19 protein-coding genes and 2 tRNA genes are annotated in these 19,568 nt (G+C 61.7%); 13 read left to right on the plus strand and 8 right to left on the minus strand.

Annotated features, from left to right (window positions below; all coding sequences use genetic code 11):
* Positions 1-160: 160 nt before the first annotated feature.
* Positions 161-802 carry a DNA-binding protein gene (locus tag G7079_RS05300; protein ID WP_166056257.1) on the minus strand — a complete coding sequence of 214 codons (642 nt, stop codon included), beginning with the start codon at positions 800-802 and terminating at the stop codon, positions 161-163.
* A gap of 49 nt (positions 803-851) precedes the next feature.
* Positions 852-1,166 (minus strand): hypothetical protein, encoded by a 315-nt coding sequence (locus G7079_RS05305; RefSeq protein ID WP_206203248.1) that lies wholly within the window; start codon positions 1,164-1,166, stop codon positions 852-854.
* 212 nt (positions 1,167-1,378) lie between these two features.
* Between G7079_RS05305 and G7079_RS05310 the strand changes: the two genes are divergently transcribed.
* Both G7079_RS05310 and G7079_RS05315 read left to right on the plus strand, forming a co-directional pair.
* On the plus strand, positions 1,379-2,461 hold the full coding sequence (locus tag G7079_RS05310; protein ID WP_166056261.1) for an FRG domain-containing protein: 1,083 nt from the start codon (positions 1,379-1,381) through the stop codon (positions 2,459-2,461).
* Between the two features lie 210 nt (positions 2,462-2,671).
* Positions 2,672-4,396: a reverse transcriptase family protein gene (locus G7079_RS05315; RefSeq protein WP_166056263.1), complete on the plus strand. Its 1,725-nt coding sequence runs from the start codon at positions 2,672-2,674 to the stop codon at positions 4,394-4,396.
* Between the two features lie 50 nt (positions 4,397-4,446).
* Here G7079_RS05315 and G7079_RS05320 read toward each other — a convergent pair whose 3' ends face one another.
* From G7079_RS05320 to G7079_RS05330, 3 genes are all read right to left on the minus strand, one after another.
* Positions 4,447-5,661 carry an integrase arm-type DNA-binding domain-containing protein gene (locus G7079_RS05320; protein ID WP_166056265.1) on the minus strand — a complete coding sequence of 405 codons (1,215 nt, stop codon included), beginning with the start codon at positions 5,659-5,661 and terminating at the stop codon, positions 4,447-4,449.
* 263 nt (positions 5,662-5,924) lie between these two features.
* A tRNA-Asn gene (locus G7079_RS05325) sits at positions 5,925-6,001 on the minus strand.
* A 54-nt stretch (positions 6,002-6,055) separates the two neighbouring features.
* Positions 6,056-6,586 (minus strand): GspH/FimT family pseudopilin, encoded by a 531-nt coding sequence (locus tag G7079_RS05330; protein ID WP_166057843.1) that lies wholly within the window; start codon positions 6,584-6,586, stop codon positions 6,056-6,058.
* A gap of 158 nt (positions 6,587-6,744) precedes the next feature.
* Here G7079_RS05330 and uvrB point away from each other — a divergent pair, with 158 nt between their 5' ends.
* The 3 genes from uvrB (at position 6,745) to G7079_RS05345 (ending at position 9,547) form a co-directional block, all read left to right on the plus strand.
* Positions 6,745-8,787, plus strand: a complete 2,043-nt coding sequence (uvrB, locus tag G7079_RS05335) for an excinuclease ABC subunit UvrB (protein ID WP_166056267.1) — start codon at positions 6,745-6,747, stop codon at positions 8,785-8,787.
* 96 nt (positions 8,788-8,883) lie between these two features.
* The gene (locus G7079_RS05340; RefSeq protein ID WP_166056268.1) at positions 8,884-9,426 is read left to right on the plus strand and encodes a LysM and BON domain-containing protein; all 543 of its coding nucleotides are present in this window, start codon (positions 8,884-8,886) and stop codon (positions 9,424-9,426) included.
* Positions 9,427-9,472: 46 nt separating this feature from the next.
* A tRNA-Val gene (locus tag G7079_RS05345) sits at positions 9,473-9,547 on the plus strand.
* Between the two features lie 66 nt (positions 9,548-9,613).
* Here G7079_RS05345 and G7079_RS05350 read toward each other — a convergent pair.
* From G7079_RS05350 to G7079_RS05360, 3 genes are all read right to left on the minus strand, one after another.
* A complete protein-coding gene (locus G7079_RS05350) occupies positions 9,614-10,216 on the minus strand; it encodes a redoxin domain-containing protein (protein ID WP_240906249.1) in 603 nt (200 codons plus the stop codon).
* A gap of 12 nt (positions 10,217-10,228) precedes the next feature.
* On the minus strand, positions 10,229-10,987 hold the full coding sequence (locus G7079_RS05355; RefSeq protein WP_166056269.1) for a hypothetical protein: 759 nt from the start codon (positions 10,985-10,987) through the stop codon (positions 10,229-10,231).
* Between the two features lie 88 nt (positions 10,988-11,075).
* Complete coding sequence (locus tag G7079_RS05360; RefSeq protein WP_166056270.1) at positions 11,076-11,720, minus strand: MarR family transcriptional regulator; 645 nt, start codon at positions 11,718-11,720, stop codon at positions 11,076-11,078.
* A gap of 331 nt (positions 11,721-12,051) precedes the next feature.
* Here G7079_RS05360 and thrS point away from each other — a divergent pair, with 331 nt between their 5' ends.
* From thrS to G7079_RS05400, 8 genes are all read left to right on the plus strand, one after another.
* On the plus strand, positions 12,052-13,953 hold the full coding sequence (gene thrS, locus G7079_RS05365; protein WP_166056271.1) for a threonine--tRNA ligase: 1,902 nt from the start codon (positions 12,052-12,054) through the stop codon (positions 13,951-13,953).
* An 86-nt stretch (positions 13,954-14,039) separates the two neighbouring features.
* Positions 14,040-14,564, plus strand: coding sequence for a translation initiation factor IF-3 (gene infC, locus G7079_RS05370; RefSeq protein ID WP_166057845.1), 525 nt, complete (start codon positions 14,040-14,042; stop codon positions 14,562-14,564).
* A 279-nt stretch (positions 14,565-14,843) separates the two neighbouring features.
* Positions 14,844-15,041 (plus strand): 50S ribosomal protein L35, encoded by a 198-nt coding sequence (gene rpmI / locus G7079_RS05375; RefSeq protein WP_027083463.1) that lies wholly within the window; start codon positions 14,844-14,846, stop codon positions 15,039-15,041.
* A gap of 11 nt (positions 15,042-15,052) precedes the next feature.
* Positions 15,053-15,412 carry a 50S ribosomal protein L20 gene (gene rplT, locus G7079_RS05380; RefSeq protein WP_166056272.1) on the plus strand — a complete coding sequence of 120 codons (360 nt, stop codon included), beginning with the start codon at positions 15,053-15,055 and terminating at the stop codon, positions 15,410-15,412.
* Between the two features lie 115 nt (positions 15,413-15,527).
* Positions 15,528-16,523: a phenylalanine--tRNA ligase subunit alpha gene (gene pheS, locus G7079_RS05385; RefSeq protein WP_166056273.1), complete on the plus strand. Its 996-nt coding sequence runs from the start codon at positions 15,528-15,530 to the stop codon at positions 16,521-16,523.
* The gene (gene pheT / locus G7079_RS05390; protein WP_166056274.1) at positions 16,520-18,889 is read left to right on the plus strand and encodes a phenylalanine--tRNA ligase subunit beta; all 2,370 of its coding nucleotides are present in this window, start codon (positions 16,520-16,522) and stop codon (positions 18,887-18,889) included. Before pheS ends, pheT begins: the two co-directional genes overlap by 4 nt.
* Positions 18,890-18,900: 11 nt before the next feature.
* The gene (locus G7079_RS05395; RefSeq protein ID WP_166056275.1) at positions 18,901-19,203 is read left to right on the plus strand and encodes an integration host factor subunit alpha; all 303 of its coding nucleotides are present in this window, start codon (positions 18,901-18,903) and stop codon (positions 19,201-19,203) included.
* Positions 19,196-19,552, plus strand: a complete 357-nt coding sequence (locus G7079_RS05400) for a MerR family transcriptional regulator (protein WP_166056276.1) — start codon at positions 19,196-19,198, stop codon at positions 19,550-19,552. The genes G7079_RS05395 and G7079_RS05400 overlap by 8 nt, the downstream gene beginning before the upstream one ends.
* Positions 19,553-19,568 lie beyond the last annotated feature (16 nt).

Below are 19,568 nucleotides of genomic sequence, written 5' to 3' on the forward strand. Positions count from 1 at the left end.
ACGGGGAAGTCTCGTCCTTGCGGGACGATGCGCTATCGGCCGGAGGTTCAAAATGAGTGCAGATCAGCCATGTCTTCACTCAAATTTCTGCTCAGTATTCTCAACCCTGTCCAGTTCGGACGCGGGCATTCTGCCTAGAAACAGTTTTGATTGCGTTCTCTCAATTCCTTGTGGGCGCACATGATTTTCCAATTCGAGAAATCAACTCCGCATTCTGAGTCTCGAGTGTCTCCCGTCTCGCTATTAGATCCGCGACTTTTTCCATGGCCTGCTGCGTCGTTGTTCTGAGGGCATGCACCTCGTCCTTCAGTGCCATCATCCGCTGCTCGTTCTCAGCGCGTAGCGCCGTCTCGACCGCCAACTGTTTCTCAAGCTCGCCAGCCATCGATTGCCAACGCTGTTCATTCATCTTTAAGGTCGAGATCTCGCCGATGGAGCGCGCCAATTCTTGGTCCAGCCGGTCTGCCAGCGCCATGGCCTCAGCGACATCCGTCTCCAGATCGCGGCGAGCTTCAGCCAGTGCTTCGCGTTCCACAGCAATGCGTGCTTCCGCAGCGGACGACGCCGACGCCCATACTTCATTTCCGATTCGCGTAAGCGCCTGCACGACGACATCTGGCACCGGAGTCTTTGAACTAGTCGCGCTAACCGCTTTGTGATCCCGCCACTCCACAAGCCACTTCTGAATGGTGGAAAAGGATCCTTGGCCGATCTCACTTCGGATCGCTTCGTGTGTTGGCTTTCTGTCCTCCGCAACAAGCGAGTCAGCAGCCTGCCAAACCTGCTCTTTGGAAATGGCCACAGTCAAACTCCATTACGTAATTACGTAGGGCGCCATGCCAGGTCCGCGCTTAGGATCGTTCGAGAGCGCGGCGCGCGCGATTCAGCTGATTTGCGACCTTGCGGATCGCATCCTTCACGTCGATGCAAACGTGTGCATATTCAATCGAACGCACGGTGTGAAGGTGGGCCGCGTCAGACAGCCTTTCGCGGAAAATGGTGTACATCAGCCGGATAAAGATTTGTTCCTCGGCTTCTGATATGTCTTTCAAGGGGATCTCGAATACGCCGCCCCCGGATTCGACGGCACCTTCAATGAATACGACCTCGAAGCTGTCGTTGAAAGCATTGTTTCCCATTCGGTGGACAATCACTGCGGTCGACATTGCGCGCATGCATCGGTGTTGAGGTAGAGCTATTTTTCCAGCTTGCAACCGAAGCAACACACCCGAACCCTCGCTAAAATCGCTACCGATAGGGGGTAAAGCAGGGACTTCAAGCGGTGCGGCTCGAAATTAAAAGACAGGGCCGATTTGCAAGTGGACATCTTGGTCTGATTCTCCGCACTATTGGACGCAAGGGGCATCCCTAGACGCATTTGGCGATTGGCGAATCGATGGGAAACGGCGAAGCGATCAATTCGGTACAGCACTTCGACTCAATCGAAGACGTTTTGGTCGTACTTCAACGGGAAGTCGTTGCGGATGAGATGCGCAACCTCTTTAGGCTGGATGGTATTGAATATCTCTGGACATCGGACGGAACCATGATTCCGTCGATCACGTCTGATTTTGTCTCCCCTTATCTGTATCGAGGGCAGACGGCGCGCCATCGCCCGTGTCTGCCAAGCGTCTTTCGTGGCCTAAGCGCGGTTGACCATCCCCAAAAGCTGACGCCCGCGGAACGAGCCCGCTGCTTCGTGGATCGCGTCAAACTGGAGGAGTTCACGCTAGCGCTGGAAATGCATCCGGCCAGTCGCTATGCGCGTGAAATCGGCCTGCGGGTGCATCCGTATGCCTTGGCACAGCACTATGAGTTGCCGACGGACAGAATTGATCTCACGCAGGATCATGCCGTGGCCGCGTTTTTCGCCACGAACTCATGCAAGAACGGTGTCTGGCTCCCGGAGCGCGACGGCATAGGGATCGTGTATCGGCTCCATAGGAATTCATTCTCCGAACACTACCCGGACAATCTGGTGTGCATTGGAAAGCAGGCGCTGCCTAGGCCAGGCGAGCAGAAGGCATACGCCTTCACGTTGCCACTAGGCTTCGATTTCGAACGCTTTCCTATGGATATCTATACGTTCCAGCAGGTCGAATCCTGCGGACAACGCCTGAACGACCATTTCAAGGGCGGCGACTCATTGTTCCCTCCAGACGTAATGGCGGAGGTAGCAAATACGATTAAAGCGGCGACCACGCTTTCACGCCAGGTCGTAACTCGCATCCTAGGGCTCGATAAATCGCCACCCCTGCCTGCGACTAAGGCCCTTGAAATGAACGAGACATTCCTGAGGATGCATTCGTCCGTGCATGTGTCGGACAGAGAGCCCATTGCGATGAATTCCTCGCAGCGGAAGCGAGCGCAGGCCTCGGTCAAAAGGATGCGCAGAACCTTCCTGAAAGGTGTCGGGGCTCTCGCCGTGCGGAAGGTTAAGCCCGGCGAATTCGCCAGATAGCGAGCGGGCTAGCGATCCAGAGCGGACGCCTCCAAAGTGGGCGCCTAGGGTTGCTATTCCGTGTCAGTTTTCTTCAATTCCTTTTGCGGTCAGGTCTGATCTAGTATTGGGGTTGGGAGGGCGGCATCCGTTCATGGTGTTGGGGCGTGATTTCGCGTCCGCTGTAAAGTGACCACTCGCTTTCTGGACTGGGCTGCCCTCCCGCTTTCTATGACTACTGTGTCCATGCAGCCTTGCGCGCATTTTCGTCTTGCTGACGTCAGGACAGTTGACCAACTTGCACGTGCACTGGGCGTGCCCTTGCAGGTGTTTCACGAGGTCATTGCGTGCCAAGATCCGGGCTTGATCTATGCCATGCATAGCATCCCAAAGCGAAGTCAGAGAAACCCGGATGGCTTCCGCGTCGTGTGGGAAAGTCGCACCGAAGCTGTAGCAAGGTCTCATAAGGCAGCCGCTAGACGGCTCGACGATTTTGCAAGGCGCCAAGAAATTGGGTACCCCAATCCTGCTGTTCATGGCTATGTGCGCGGGGGATCCACGAGAAGCAATGCCTTACCGCACTGCGGTGCCCGTGTCGTGGTGCGGGCAGACATCGAGGACTTCTTTCAAACCATTACGTTGGAAAGGGTGGAGAGCGCGTTTCGCGCAATCGGAATTGCGCCAGAAACTGCGCACTCGCTGGCACTGTTCTCAACCATTAACGGGAAGTTGCCACTTGGTCTGCCGGAAAGCCCCGTTGTATCCAATCTTGTCTGCCTAGATCTCGATAGAGACCTGAAGGCACTAGCTGATCGGCACGGCGTCAAATACACGCGATACGCCGATGACATGACCTTTTCCGGCAATGAGAATCTGCCAAGTAGAGAGGAAATTCGCACTGTCCTGCTTCGACATGGATTCCGGTTGTCAGATCGAAAATTCAAGAAGTCAAAGCGCGGCCAAGCCCATTTCGTAACCGGACTCAGTGTGTCCGAGCGCGACTACCCTCATGTTCCAAGGAAGTTGAAGCGCATGCTTCGTTTGGAGCTTCATTTTTGCGAGAAGTATGGCCTAGCGACTCATGCGGAAAATAGGCGGGAAAGCGAGAGGAAGACATACCTGCGAATTGATGGGATGGTCAACTACGTATCCTTCATTGAACGTAGAAAATCAGCGGCCATAAAGGGACAATGGGATCGCATACGAAAAAAGCACCTCGGGTCGACTTTGTACGCCAGACTTGCCGGGAAGGAGATTGGTGATCGTTTTGTAGTAGCAGATGAAACAGAATTCGAAGTGGATGGCATTGGCTATCTTGCGATTTGTTTTGTTCGGCTCTCAAATCTTGAGGATGTTGAGAAGTCGCTCGATCTATTGTTGGGGGACTACCTCACCAAGCCAGGGGCAAAAGGCAATCTCGATGTGCTGAAAAAGGTCGGGATCCACTATGCCGATGCGCATTTTGATTTGCGAACGATGACTCTAGACCTGATGACGGAGTACCTGCAGTGGAGTGCATCGATCTGCTTTTCGCGGTTGCGGACATCTGACGACTACAAGGAAGCCTATCTCAGGATGTTTGCAGAGCTGGTCAAGCAGGAGTTCGTAACTTCAGATGGACTTCGTGTGGAGATGCTTGTCGAGAACAACGACAAGATCAAGCTTCCGGCATTGACGCAAGTTTGCGAGGCCGAGTATCGACGGTCTGAATCCGAAGATGGCCGCAGACCGATATCACTTCCTAGCATCCGGAGCGTGAAGAAGTCTGAGATTAGGTCGCTTACGCTTGCCGATTTCGTATTAGCCGCGTTTCGCGCATACGTTCTGCGTGCGCATGATGATCGAGTGTTGGACTTTGAGCGAATTCGCGACCGAGTTAGGTACGTGAGAGATTCGGATAGCGACAACTTCTACACCCGCAAGAAGCCCTTCCTTGGCATCGGCGACGTGACTTGAAGTGAAATCATTCCAAGCCTAAGTGTCTCCAGTCAGGAAGCAGCCTGCTACTAACAGTCTGACCGATCTTTACTCTGTGCGCCGACAAGTGCGTCAAGGTAGTCCGCCCACCTCTGCATGATTTCAATTCGCTTTCTCAGTTGCTTTGCTCGGTTATATGCCTTTTGCGTAGCGTCTCCCACGCTGTGTGCCAGCTGAGCTTCGAGCGCGTCAATGTCCACATCGAACTCCTCCCGCGCCCTGGTCCGAAAGCTCGCCCGAAACCCATGCGGGACGTGTATCCCGCGCAGACCGCTGTCACGCAACGCCTTGCTCAGCGTGTCCCGACTCATGTGAGGCGTGCCCCGTTCCGCGATTGCGGGGAACACCCAGTCCTTCTTGCTGCCGCCCCTACGCCAGCCCAACGCTTCTCGCAGGAGTTCGAGTGCCTGCTTGGGCAAGGGAACGTCGTGATCGACCTTGGTCTTCATTTCTGCGCCCGGAATCTTCCAGATTGCGCGCTCCAGATCGATTGCCGACCAGCGCGCCGAAACGACATTTATCGGTCGCAGCGCTGTATATGCGGCCAGCCGCAATGCCGCCCCGATCATCCGCTCGGGATACTTGGATACGACCCCCATCACTCGCTTGAGGGCTTCCTCTTCCACCGCGGCCGGCACGCTCTTGGCTTTCGGCAGCCGGACGGTTCCCTTCAACGTGAGCTTGCGCCCGTCCTCCCGGTGGCCCTTCCTGATCGCGAAATCGATGATTTGGTTGAGGTAGCTCTTGGCCTTCTGGGCCGTGTGCGGTGTGCGGGCGGCGATCTTCTCGATGGCAGCCGCAGCCTCCGGCGTTCCTAGCGTGCGGATATCTACCTTTCCGAGGGACGGGATCAGGTCCCCGTCCAGAATTGCTGTGATCTTGTCGACTGTCTTCTGGGCGAGCCCTTCCTGCTTCTCGATCCGCCACGCGCTAGCGACCGCCTCGAACAGGGCGGCATCGGCTGTCGCTTGGGCCTCCCTGGCGCTCCGACGGCTCGACCGGGGATCCGTGCCGGTCGACACCTTCCCACGGGCTTCCTGGGCCTTTTGGCGCGCCTCGGCGAGTCCGATGGCCGGATAGGGGCCCAAGGACATCATGGTGGCCTTTCCGGCCCACCTGAAGCGGTAGCGCCAGAGCTTTGACCCCGCCGGGGAGACCTCCAGGGCCAAGCCATCCCGATCGGCAACCCGATAGAGCTTGTCCTTGGGCTTGAAGGCCCGAATGCGGGTATCAGAGAGGGACATCTCCGACCTTCTACCGACCCGAAAAGGCTGGCAAAAGTGGACATGCGCAGGCGGTGCTTCGTTTGAGGAAGTTGTGCGCGGAAATTCGATCGTTGCAGCCCCGCCGGGGCGGCCGATTTCTACTCACAAATCTACTCACACCAAACGAAGATGCCCGCGGACGTCGGTGGACGTTCGCGGGCATCGAAAAGCGTGTAACTGCTTGTTTTACTGGATCTTTCGATCCGTCTATGGTCTCTAGGAGACGACCAGAGACACAACGGTGGCGCCCGAAGTTGGACTCGAACCAACGACCCCCTGATTAACAGTCAAGTGCTCTAACCGGCTGAGCTATTCGGGCGGGGAGCGCATTGTAGTCGGGCCGTTGGTGGTGAGCAAGCTACCCCGAGGCTGGTTAGCCCGGACATAGCGCGGGCGCTTTCGGCCGCTCGCTACGCGGCCGTCCCATATTGTTCACGATGACGGCGGCAAGCAGTTCGTTTTGTTGATTGCAAATAGACACGGTCAGGTTGGCGCCAGCGCTGCGCCCGTCCGGCAGGTAGCGCAGTTGCTGCCTGCCGACCGTACTGATGACGCGCAAATGGCGGCTGGTAGGCTCCAAGTCGGTACGGAGGATTTCCTCGCTGGTGTCCGGGATGCGGTTGCCGTCTTCGTCCAGGAACAGCATCCAGCCCCGGCTCCAGTCTGTCCCGGCAAGACAGGTGTTGCCATCCGCCGAGGGGCAGAGTATTGCTCGCCGGTTGTGGCTAATCGCAGCCATGCGTGCCAGGGCCATATGCGACATGAGTGAGCCAACGGCTGTCGATGCACGTTGCCGTTCAATCAACGCCGCCATCGAGGGGAGGGCGATCCCGGCACAGATCGCAACGACGGACAGGGTCGTGGCCAGTTCGATCAAGGTGAAACCGGCAGTGCGATGACGCATGGCGAGGCTCCTGATGGACTGGGCACAGTCTTCGCTGGCTTCGTGTCGCGCGTTATCGGTGAGGCGCCGGTTCGCGGGTAGGGAAACGCCGCGGGGAGTCATGGCCGGTTTTGCGGGGCGGCGTACACTCAACGGTTGGCCTTTGCACGTCTCCCCCCATGACCGAGCCTTCCGACCTCGACCTCACCACCAGCTCTGCCGGCTTCCAGCTGGTCTCGTCCTATCAGCCCGCCGGCGACCAGCCGCAGGCCATCGAAAAGCTGGTGGCCGGCTTCCAGAATGGCATCGCCAAGCAGGTGCTGTTGGGCGTGACCGGCTCGGGCAAGACCTACACTATCGCCAACATGATCCAGCAGGTGCAGAAGCCCACGCTGGTGATGGCGCACAACAAGACCCTGGCGGCGCAGCTGTACGGCGAGTTCAAGTCGTTCTTCCCGCGCAACGCGGTGGAGTACTTCGTCAGCTATTACGACTACTACCAGCCGGAAGCCTACGTCCCGTCCAGCGATACCTATATCGAGAAGGACAGCTCGATCAACGACCACATCGAGCAGATGCGTTTGGCGGCGACCAAGTCACTGCTATCGCGTCGGGACACGATCGTCGTCGCCACGGTCTCCGCGATCTACGGCCTTGGTGCGCCGGAAGATTACCTGTCGATGCGACTGATCCTGTCGCGCGGCGAACGCATCGACCAGCGCGAATTGCTGAGGCACCTGACCACGTTGCAATACACCCGCAACGAGCTGGTGCTGGATCGCGGCACGTTCCGCGTGCGCGGCGAAACCATCGACGTGTTCCCGGCCGAATCGGACTTGGAGGCCCTGCGCATCGAATTGTTCGATGGCGAAGTCGAGCAACTTTCGATGTTCGATCCGCTGACCGGCGAAATCCTGCGCAAGATGCCGCGTTATGTCGTGTATCCGAAGACGCATTACGCCACCCCGCGCGAACGTGTACTGACGGCAGTGGAGACGATCAAGGCAGAATTGCGCGAGCGTCAGGAACAGCTGTATGCGGCAAACAAGCTGGTGGAAGTGCAGCGACTATCGCAGCGCACCCAGTTCGACCTGGAGATGATGGCCGAGGTCGGTTACTGCAATGGCATCGAAAACTATTCGCGGCACCTGACCGGCAGCGCGCCCGGCGATCCGCCTCCGACCTTGTTCGACTACCTGCCGGCGGATTCGCTGCTGGTGGTCGACGAATCGCACGTCACCGTCCCTCAGATCGGCGCGATGTACAAGGGTGACCGCTCGCGCAAGGAGACCCTGGTCGAATTCGGCTTCCGCCTGCCGTCGGCGCTGGACAACCGTCCGCTGCGTTTCGAGGAGTGGGAAGAACGCGCGCCGCGTAGCGTGTTCGTATCGGCTACGCCGGGCCCGTACGAATTGCGCGAAGCGGGCGACGAAGTTGTCGAGCTGGTGGTGCGCCCGACCGGCCTGGTCGACCCGCCGGTGGAAATCCGCCCGGTTGCCACGCAAGTCGACGACCTGCTGGGCGAAATCCACGAACGCGTGGCGATGGGTGACCGCGTGCTGGTTACCACCCTGACCAAACGCATGGCCGAGAACCTGACCGAGTACCTGTCCGAGCACGGCGTGCGCGTCCGCTATCTGCACTCCGACGTGGACACGGTGGAGCGCGTGGAAATCATCCGCGACCTGCGACTGGGCATGTTCGACGTGCTGGTCGGCATCAACCTATTGCGCGAGGGCCTCGACATGCCGGAGGTCTCGCTGGTGGCGATCCTGGATGCCGACAAGGAAGGCTTCCTGCGTTCGACCAGTTCGCTGATACAGACCATCGGCCGCGCCGCGCGCAACCTGCGCGGCAAGGCGATCCTGTACGCCGACCGCATCACCAACTCGATGCAGAAGGCGCTGGACGAAACCGATCGTCGCCGCGCCAAGCAGGTGGAATACAACATCGCCCACGGCATCACCCCGCAATCCATCGTCCGCGCGGTGACGGACGTGATGGAAGGCGCGCGGCCGGAGCCGGGCGAGCTGAAGGGGCGGGGCAAGACGCGCCGCGTGGCTGAACCAGTGCAGGAGTATCTGCGCCTGAGTCCCGCGCAGCAGGCGGCGAAGGTCAAGGCGCTGGAACAGCAGATGCACCAGCATGCGCGCGACCTGGAGTTCGAGGATGCCGCCCGCGTGCGCGACCAGATCCGCAGGCTGCGGGAGGCGGCGCTGTAGGGCGGAAATCGTTAATCGGATCGTCACGCAAGGCGTGACACCCTGTGCGTCTGTATCGCAACGCAATCCAACTGCAACCAAGGAGAGGCAAGGCCCATGGGTATGTTCGATTTCATCAAGAACGCCGGCGAGAAGATCTTCAAGCCAGGCGAAGCGAAGAAAGAAGCCGCGATCAAGGAACACATGGACAGCTTCGGCGGCGACTATGCCGGCGTGAGCGTCGAAGTCGATGGCGACGTCGCCACCCTCAGCGGCAGCGTGTCCAGCACCACTGCGCGCGAGAAGGCCGTGCTGATCGCCGGCAACATCGAAGGCATCGACAAGGTCGACGACAAGCTGGTGGTGAATGCCCCGGCCGCGCCGGCTCCGGATTTCTCCAACGTCAGCGGCGGCGTGGCTAGCACCGAAGCGATTGCAGGTGCCGGTGCAGCGACCGGTGGGCTGGCTTCGGCTGGCGGTGGCGAAGCCGATTCGCAGTTCTACACCGTGAAGAAGGGCGACACCCTGTCCAAGATCGCCAAGGAGTTCTACGGCGAGGCCAGCAAGTACCCGCAGATCTTCGAGGCCAATAAGCCGATGCTGACGCATCCGGACAAGATCTACCCGGGCCAGATGCTGCGCATCCCGCCGGAAGCCTGATCAGTTGTAGCGAGGCCGCCGCCGGGCTAGAATGCGCGTCCCTTCGGGGCGGTTAGCTCAGCGGTAGAGCACTACCTTGACATGGTAGGGGTCACAGGTTCGAACCCTGTACCGCCCACCACTTTAAGTGGCGATACGGCGCACCTTCATCGGGTGCGCCGTTTTCGTTTGTGGCGGTCGGGTTGCGTCACCGAGCGGCGCTGCTGCCTGGAGCAGGCGCGGCGGAATCAATGGCGCAGCCTTCAGCCGTGCAGCTGGACGTAGCCGCATCGGAATACGGTTCGGCCAGCAACTCGGCAATTTGCGCCCCCAGGGCGAGATCGCCGACCTGGCCAAAGTGTTGATGGCGCAGGCGTCCGTTGCGGTCGATGAGTATCAGCGTGGGTGTGCCGCGCATCGCATAGGCGCGCATGGTCTGCGGAATCGGATCGAGTTCACCCGGTTGGTCGACGCCGACCGGAAACGGCACGCGATACTCGTGCAGGAAGGCTTGCAATGCGACCGGCGTCATCGCCGCATGATGCTCGAACACGGTATGCAGGCCGATCACGGTCACCTGTTCGTGCGCGAAGCTTGCGTGGATCCGCGTCGCCTGCGGCAACCCGTGCGAGACGCAGCCGGGGCAGAGCATCTGGAAGGCTTCCAGCACGACGACTTTTCCGCGCAACGCGTCGAGCGTGATCGGCGTGGTCGTGTTGAACCAGCGTTCCACCTGCAGGGCGGGCGCCATTGGATGCGGTGTATCGGTCATGGGGTCTCCCGCAACGCCCGCATCGGTGGATGCGGGCATTGGTATCGGTGGTCAGTGGTTGGGTTTGCCGGGCAGGCTGAGGTCGCCGGAGGCCACCTTGAACACGTTCAGCACGCACAGCAGTGGTGCGTGCACGGAGGCGTTGACTCGCAGGCCGGCGGTGACGCCGTCGAAGCTGCCGGCAGTGACGATGCCGATATCGTCGAACGGCACTTTCACCTCCACCGTTCCGGCATCCAGCGTCGGGCTCCAGCCCGGGCTGTCGAGCAGCAGCGGCAGGCCCGGCCAGGTCTTGGGCAGGCGCGGCTTCTGGCCTTCAGGAATATCGACCACGCCCAGCGCGCCGGGGCCGCAGGTTTCGGTTGGTTTCAGCACCACCCAATGGCTGTGCCACAGGTTGCCGTCGTTGTCGCGGCGGCCGTCGCCGTTTTCGTCGTACAGCGGGGTGTCGTCGAAATCCGGATGCGCGGTCACCGCCAGCGCCAGGATGCCGGCGCCATGCTCAAAGCCCACTTCGTAGGGATCGATAGTGGTCGGCCATACATAGGAAAACACCTCGCTGCCGGCCAGCTTGCCGGTGGCGGCGGGTTTGCTGTTGCCGGCCTTGCCGGACACCGCCATGTGGAAGGTGGCGACGTTGCCGTCGGTGCTGACCTTGGTGTGGACGATGTCGAAATCCGCGCGCACGGCGGGGTTGGTTTTGCTCTGGATGCCGTCCGCGTGTTTGGCGGCATCGTGCGCGTAGGCCATGCCTGTGCCGAGGCTGCAGGCGAGCGCGAGCGCGCTGATCGCTATGAGTTTCTGACGCATACTGGAATCTCCTCTTGCTTGCTCTTTCCGGGTGGGTGGAGGAACCGGGCGGCGGCCGATTGCAGTCGGTCGCCGCCCATCTTTTTCGCTAGGGTGGGGGGCGCCGCCGGAAGCGTTCGCGGTTGGCGGCCAGCAGGGCTTCATCGGCTGGAGCTTGTTCGGCGCAGTCGGCGCGCAGTTCGGCATCACCGAAGGCCTGGTCCAGAAAACCGCAGATATGCGGCTGGCGTGCATCGCTACTGGCGAACGGCTGGAAGTAGCGACAGCCCTGGCAAGTACGCAGGCCGGTGGCCATGCCCTGTTGCTGCGCTTGGCCGACCAGCAGTTGGGTAACCCGCAGCAGGGCGCCCACGTCGGCGGCATCCAGCCCCTGCAGCAGGGCAGCCATGCCACGTTCGGGATGATTGAGCCGCGCCGCCAGCGTGCGCCCCTGCTTGCTCAGGTGGAGCAGGGATGCGCGGCGGTCGTCAGCATCCACGCTGCGCAGGAGCCAGCCCTTGGCCTGCATCGCCTTCAGCGTATCGCTGAGACTGGCCGCCGAGACATCCAGCCGCGCGGCGATCTGCCCCGCGCGCAGGCCTTCATTCGATGCCGCCAGCATGCGCAGCACGGCCGCCTGGGTCGGCGGCAGGGCAGGCAGGCCGTCGCTGCGCCAGGCCTGCGCACGCACCAGTGCGGCCAACTGTTCCAGCCCGGCGGCAGCCTGTTCGCGGTGGTTTGGATCGTTGGGCATGCGATAATATAGGAGTCCTAATCATTAACGTCAATGCCGTCCGTCGGCGCGCGGCAAGTCCTTGAAGCACTTGGGCCTGCTCAGTAGACTGGCGGCATCGACAAGTGGCCTGCTGCTGAAGGTCGCCAAGCAATCCGGAAGAGGAAGGTGGCCTGCGGAAACGCCGGCCGAGCGTGCGACATGAGCACTACCAAGGCCCATCGCTGACCCGCCGACGCATTCGACCGCGCTCCCCGTGAGCCATCGAAAGGCGCTTCGGCGCCTTTTCCGTTTTCGACACTCCATGCAAATGCCCGGCCATCGCGGCCCGGCCTTCCAAGAAGCCATCCCCATGATCAACATCACCCTTCCCGACGGCTCCGTCCGCCAGTTCGATGCGCCAGTGACAGTGGGCGAAGTCGCCGCCTCCATCGGCGCGGGCCTGGCCAAGGCCACCCTGGCCGGCAAGGTCGACGACAAATTGGTCGATGCCGGCTTCCGCATCGACCACGACGCTGCGCTGTCCATCGTCACCGACAAATCGCCGGAGGCCTTGGACATCCTGCGCCACTCCACCGCGCACTTGCTGGCGCAGGCCGTGCAGCGCCTGTTCCCGGGCGCGCAGGTCACCATCGGCCCGGTCATCGACAACGGCTTCTATTACGACTTCGCCTACGAGCGCCCGTTCACCCCGGAAGACCTGCCGGCGATCGAGGCGGAGATGCAGAAGATCGTCAAGGAAGCGCATCCGGTCAGCCGCAGCGTGAAGTCGCGTGACGAGGCCGTGGCGTTCTTCAAGGACATGGGCGAGGCCTACAAGGCCGAGATCATCGAAAGCATTCCGGCCAACGAGGACCTGTCGCTGTATTCGCAGGGCGAGTTCACCGACCTGTGCCGTGGCCCGCACGTGCCCGGCACCGACAAGCTGCGCAGCTTCAAGCTGATGAAAGTCGCTGGCGCGTACTGGCGTGGCGACCACAACAACCAGATGCTCAGCCGCATCTACGGCACCGCCTGGTTGAACGACAAGGACCTCAAGGCCTACCTCACCCAGATCGAGGAAGCCGAGAAGCGCGACCATCGCAAGATCGGCAAGGCGCTGGACTTGTTCCATCTGCAGGAAGAAGGCCCGGGCCTGGTGTTCTGGCATCCGAAGGGCTGGAGCATCTGGCAGGTGGTCGAGCAGTACATGCGGAATGTCTATCGCAAGACCGGCTATGGCGAAGTGCGCTGCCCGCAGATCCTCGACGTGTCGCTGTGGCAGAAGTCCGGCCACTGGGACAACTACAAGGACAACATGTTCTTCACCGAGTCGGAGAAGCGCACCTATGCGCTGAAGCCGATGAACTGCCCGGGCCACGTGCAGGTGTTCAACCAGGGCCTGCACAGCTACCGCGACCTGCCGATCCGCTACGGCGAGTTCGGCGCCTGCCACCGCAACGAGCCCTCCGGCGCGCTGCACGGCATCCTGCGCGTGCGCGGCTTCACCCAGGACGATGGCCACATCTTCTGCACCGAAAACCAGATCGAGTCCGAAGTTCGCGATTTCCACGAGCAGGCGCTGAAGGTCTACGAAGACTTCGGCTTTTCCGACATCCAGATCAAGATCGCGCTGCGTCCGGACAGCCGCCTGGGCGATGACGCCACCTGGGACAAGGCCGAAGACGCCCTGCGCAATGCCCTGCGCGCCTCCGGCGTGCAATGGGAGGAGCTGCCGGGCGAGGGCGCGTTCTACGGCCCGAAGATCGAGTACCACCTGAAGGACGCCATCGGCCGCACCTGGCAGCTGGGCACCATGCAGGTCGATTTCATGATGCCGGGCCGCCTGGGCGCCGAATATGTCGATGAACACAGCCAGCGCAAGCATCCGGTGATGCTGCACCGGGCCATCGTGGGCTCGATGGAGCGCTTCATCGGCATCCTGATCGAGCACCACGCCGGCCAGTTCCCGGCTTGGCTGGCCCCGGTCCAGGCGATGGTCATGAACATCACCGATGCCCAGGCGGATTACGTCGAGGAGGTTCGGAAAACCCTTGCAAATCAAGGCTTCCGGGTCGACGCCGATTTGCGGAACGAGAAGATCGGCTATAAGATTCGCGAGCACACGCTGCAGCGCGTGCCGTACCTGCTGGTGGTCGGTGACCGCGAGAAGGAAAACGGCATGCTCTCGGTGCGCACGCGGGGTGGGGAAGACCTCGGTAACATGTCCGTCGCCGACTTCGCCTCGCGTTTGCGTCAGGAGCAGGCCGGCTAACGCTTGTTTGCTCGAAAAAACCGGCGGACGATTCCGGAATCGTCCGCCCATCGGCCCAACCCGGGCCTTCTTCTGGAGATTGCAATATCAGTACCACCGACTCGAAGCAGAACCGCAGGAATCAGGAAATCCGCGTCCCGCGCGTGCGCGTGATTGGCAGCGACGGCGAGATGATCGGCGTGCTTTCCCGCGATGAAGCCCTGCGCATGGCCGAGGACGAAGCCCTCGACCTGGTGGAAATCCAGCCGAACGCCGATCCGCCGGTCTGCAAGATCATGGACTTCGGCAAGTTCAAGTTCGAGCTGCAGAAGAAGGCCAACGAGGCCAAGAAGAAGACCAAGCAGGTCGAGATCAAGGAAGTGAAGTTCCGTCCGGTCACGGACGAGGGCGACTACCAGATCAAGCTGCGCAAGATGCGCGAGTTCCTCGAGGAAGGCGACAAGATCAAGGTCAACATCCGCTTCCGTGGCCGCGAAATGAGCCACCAGGAACTGGGCCGGCAGATGGCGGCGCGGATCGAGACCGACCTCGGCGAGGACATCGTCATCGAATCGCGCCCGCGCCTGGAAGGCCGGCAGATGGTGATGATGATCGCTCCGAAGAAGAAATAAATTCCCGCAAGGGGCTGATTTCGCAAGGAAAGATTGCAAACCCGGCAGGCGGCCGCCATAATGTGCGGCCCGGTTCGCCGGGTTTGTTGTTGAGTGGCACCCAGGACCCGCCTTGATCCCTTGAGGATCAAAGGCTTATCACCGGCTCAGGCAGGATGGAAAGCCCTGATTTTTGGGCTTCGCGACGTAGGAGCAAAGGCCGTAAGGCCTTGCTACGTAGTCGCAAAGACCAAAAAGAAGGCGCCTCGACCAGTTCAGTAGATTTCGCAAGGATTCCCAATGCCCAAGATCAAGACCAATCGGGCGGCGGCCAAGCGCTTCCGGAAGACCGCTTCCGGCAAGTACAAGTGCGGCCACGCCAACAAGAGCCACATCCTCACCAAGAAAGCGACCAAGCGGAAGCGCAACCTGCGGCAGACGAACCACGTTCGTGCCGAGGACGCGGGCCGTCTGGACCGCATGCTTCCGTATTTGTGAGGAGATAAAACATGGCACGAGTTAAACGTGGTGTTACGGCGCGAGCCCGTCACAAGAAAATCCTGAAGCAGGCGAAGGGCTACTACAACGCCCGTCGCAAGGTCTTCCGCGTCGCCAAGCAGGCCGTCACCAAGGCCCTGCAGTACGCGTACATCGGCCGCAAGCAGAAGAAGCGCCATTTCCGCACCCTGTGGATCGCGCGTATCAATGCTGCTTCGCGCGCCAACGGCATGAGCTACAGCCGCTTCATGAACGGCCTCCTGAAGGCCGGGATCACCCTGGACCGCAAGGTGCTGGCGGACATCGCCGTGCACGACGCGGCGGGCTTTACCGCCCTGACCGAAAAGGCCAAGGGCGCTTTGGCGGCGTAAGCCGTCACTCCACAGCAGTTGTAGCGGCGGCCTCGGTCGCCATCACGTGGGGAAGGGCGCAAGTCCTTCCCCACGTCTGTTTTACGGCATGCGGTTTATGGGATCCCAAAACGACATGAGCGACATCGATTCGTTGTCCACGCAGGCGCTGGCCGATATTGCCGCCGCTGCGACACCCGACGCGCTGGAAGCGTTGCGCGTGGGCCTGCTCGGCAAGAGCGGCAGCATCACCGCGCAGTTGAAGGCGCTGGGCGCGCTGCCGGGCGATCAGCGCAAGGCTGCGGGCGAAGCGATCAACCGCGCGCGCGACGCCATCGGCGAAGCGTTGTCCGCACGCAAGACCGCGCTGGACGATGCTGCGCTGGACGCGCGTCTGGCCGGCGAAGCCATCGACGTCACCCTGCCGGGCCGCGATGCCGCGCGCGGTGGTGTGCATCCGGTCAGCCGCACGCTGGAACGCATCACCGAAATCTTTGGCCGCCTTGGTTACGAGCTTGCCGATGGCCCGGAAATCGAGGACGACTGGCACAACTTCGAAGCGCTGAACTTCCCGCCGCACCATCCGGCGCGCGCGATGCACGACACCTTCTACTTCGGCGATGGCCGCCTGCTGCGCACGCACACTTCGGGTGTGCAGGTGCGCTACATGAAAGACCACCAGCCGCCGTTGCGCATGATCGCCGCCGGCAAGGTCTATCGCAGCGACAGCGACCAGACTCACACCCCGATGTTCCATCAGGTCGAAGGCCTGCTGGTCGACGAGCATGCGAGCTTCGCCGATCTGAAGGGCACGCTGGCCGAATTCGTGCGCGCGTTCTTCGAGCGCGATTTTCAGATGCGCTTCCGCCCGAGCTATTTCCCGTTCACCGAGCCATCCGCGGAAGTCGACATCGCCTGGCAGCAGGCCGATGGCAGCACGCGCTGGCTGGAAGTGCTGGGCTGCGGGATGGTGCATCCGAACGTGCTGCGCAATATCGGCATCGATCCCGAGAAATACACCGGCTTCGCCTTCGGCCTCGGCGTCGAGCGCTTCGCGATGCTGCGTTACGGCGTGGACGACCTGCGTTCCTTCTTCGACAACGATGTGCGCTTCCTGAGGCAGTTCGCATGAAGTTCTCCGAAAACTGGCTGCGCCAGCACGTCAAGACCAACGCAACGCGCGAGGAACTCGCCGCCACGCTGACTGCGATCGGTCTTGAAGTGGAAGAAATGACCGTAGTCGGCGATGCACTGAACGGCGTGGTCGTCGCCCGCATCGTGTCCGCCGAAAAACATCCGGAAGCCGACAAGCTGCAGGTCTGCCAGATCGATGCCGGCAATGGTTCGATGCTGCCGATCGTCTGCGGCGCGCCGAATGCGCGCCCGGGTTTGCTGGCACCGCTTGCGACCATCGGCACCAAGATCGGCGATCTCACCATCAAGGCCGCGAAGCTGCGTGGCGTCGAATCCAACGGCATGCTGTGCTCGGCGAAGGAGCTGGGCCTCGATGCCGATGCATCGGGTTTGTTGGAGTTGCCAGGCGATGCACCAGTCGGCATGCCGCTGGCCGAATACCTCGGCCTGCCGGATGCCAGCATCGAACTGAAGCTGACCCCGAACCGCGCCGACTGCTTCGGTGTGCGCGGCATCGCGTTCGATGTGGCCGCTGCGACTGGCAGCGAAGTCGAGCCGCTGGACGCGGTGCCGATGCCCGCACTGCACGATGCTGCCGTGCCGGTCGAATTGAACGCCGGTGCGGATGCGCCGCGCTTCCTCGGTCGCGTGATCGAAGGCGTGGATGCCTCCGTGACCACGCCGATCTGGATGGCCGAGCGCCTGCGTCGCAGCGGCGTGCGTCCGCTGAGCTTGCTGGTCGATGTCACCCAGTATGTGATGCTGGAACTCGGCCAGCCGATGCATGCCTATGATCGCGACTTGCTGAAGGGCCCGCTTGGCGTGCGCTTGGCGCGCGCTGGCGAAACGTTGAAACTGCTCAACGGTGACGAGGCCAAGCTGGATGCACAGTTTCTCGTCATCACCGACGCGGACCGCGTGGTCGGACTGGCCGGGATCATGGGCGGCAACGACACCAAGGTCGGCGATGCCACCCGCAACGTGTTGCTGGAAGCCGCGCATTTCGCCCCCGCTGCAATCATCGGCCGCAGCCGCAAGCTGGGCCTGCATACCGATGCCGGCCATCGCTTCGAGCGCGGCGTGGATCCGGAACTGCCGCGTATCGCCATCGAACACGCCACGCGCCTGATCGTGGAGATTGCTGGCGGTGCGCCGGGCCCGGTGGTCGAAGCCGTGTTGCCCGAATTCCTGCCGCAGCCGCAGGCCATCCCGCTGCGTCGTGCGCGTCTTGCACGCGTGCTGGGCACGCAGGTGGGCGACGCCGAAGTGGCGCGCATCCTCAATGCACTCGGCCTTGCCGTCGAAGTCATGGCCGATGGCTGGAGTGTCACCCCACCGGCACGTCGCTTCGACATCGCCATCGAGGAAGACTTGATCGAGGAAATCGCGCGCATCCACGGCTACGACGCGATCCCGACCACGCTGCCCGGCGGCGCCACCCGCCTGGTCAATCCCAGCGAAACCCGCAGCAGCGAGCACGATGCGCGCCGCCAGTTGGTCGCGCGCGATTATCTGGAAGCGATCAACTACGCCTTCGTCGATGCCGACCTGCTGGCCAAATGGCAGCTCGCCGATGGCGGCGTGGCGTTGGCCAATCCGCTCAGTGCGGAACTCGGCGTGATGCGTACGCGCCTGCTGCCGGGGCTGACGGCTGCACTCGCGCGCAATGCCGCGCGCCAGCAGTCGCGCGTGCGACTGTTCGAGATCGGCAAGACCTTCGCGGCATCGGGCGATGCGCCCATCGAGACCCGCCGCATCGCCGCCGTCGCCATGGGCGATGCAGCGGCGGAACAATGGGGCATTGCGGCGCGCAAGCTCGACTTCCATGATCTCAAGGGCGACCTCGACAGCCTGGCTGCGTTGTCCGGTGCCGAACTGGAATATCGCGCTTCGGCAGAGCCGTTCGCGCATCCGGGACGATCTGCCGATATCTATCGCGATGGCGTGCGCCTCGGTTGGATCGGCCAGCTGCATCCGCGCCTGCAGCAAGCACTCGACATCGACGCCGAGGTCTATGGCTTCGAGTTGGAACTCGATCCGCTGCTGGCGCGTTCATTGCCGCGTGCGCAGGCGCTGTCGAAGTATCCGTCCGTCCGCCGGGATCTTGCGTTCGTCGTGCCGGAAGCGGTGTCCTGGGATGCCATGCAGGCGACCGCAAAACAGGCCGCAGGCCCGTCGCTGCGCCAGCTGCGGCTGTTCGACCGCTATGCCGGCAAGGGTGTGGAAACCGGATTCAAGAGTCTCGCCATGGCCTTGATTTTGCAGGACGAAACGCGCACCCTGACCGACCGCGATGTGGAAGCGGTGGTGACCGAGGTGGTCGCCGCGCTGGAGCAAGACCACGGCGCGGTCATCCGGAGCTGAAGGGGACAGCAATGGCGTTGACCAAGGCGGAAATGGCCGAGCGTCTGTACGAAGACGTGGGCCTGAACAAGCGCGAGGCGAAGGAATTCGTCGATGCGTTCTTCGATGCATTGCGCGAAGCGCTGGAGCAGGGCCGCCAGGTCAAGCTGTCCGGCTTCGGCAATTTCGACCTGCGCCGCAAGAACCAGCGGCCCGGCCGCAACCCGAAGACCGGCGAGGAGATCCCGATCTCCGCGCGCACAGTGGTGACCTTCCGCCCCGGCCAGAAGCTGAAGGAACGCGTGGAAGCCTACGTCGGAGCCGCGCATGCTTGATCCGGGCAGTAACCGCGAACTTCCGCCGATCCCGGCCAAGCGCTACTTCACCATCGGCGAAGTCAGCGAGCTGTGCGACGTCAAGCCGCACGTGCTGCGCTACTGGGAAACCGAATTCCCCAGTCTCGAACCGGCCAAGCGCCGTGGCAACCGCCGCTACTACCAGCGCCACGACGTGCTGATGGTGCGCCAGATCCGCAGCCTGTTGTACGAACAGGGCTACACCATCGGCGGCGCGCGCCTGCGCCTGGAAGGCGAGGGCGCGAAGCAGGAATCCGCGCTCAGCAACCAGATTGCCAAGCAGGTGCGGGTAGAACTGGAAGAAGTCCTGCAATTGCTGCGCCGCTGAGCGCTACGAAGCAGCG

The sequence above is a fragment of the Thermomonas sp. HDW16 genome (assembly GCF_011302915.1).
Taxonomy (GTDB): Bacteria; Pseudomonadota; Gammaproteobacteria; order Xanthomonadales; family Xanthomonadaceae; genus Thermomonas.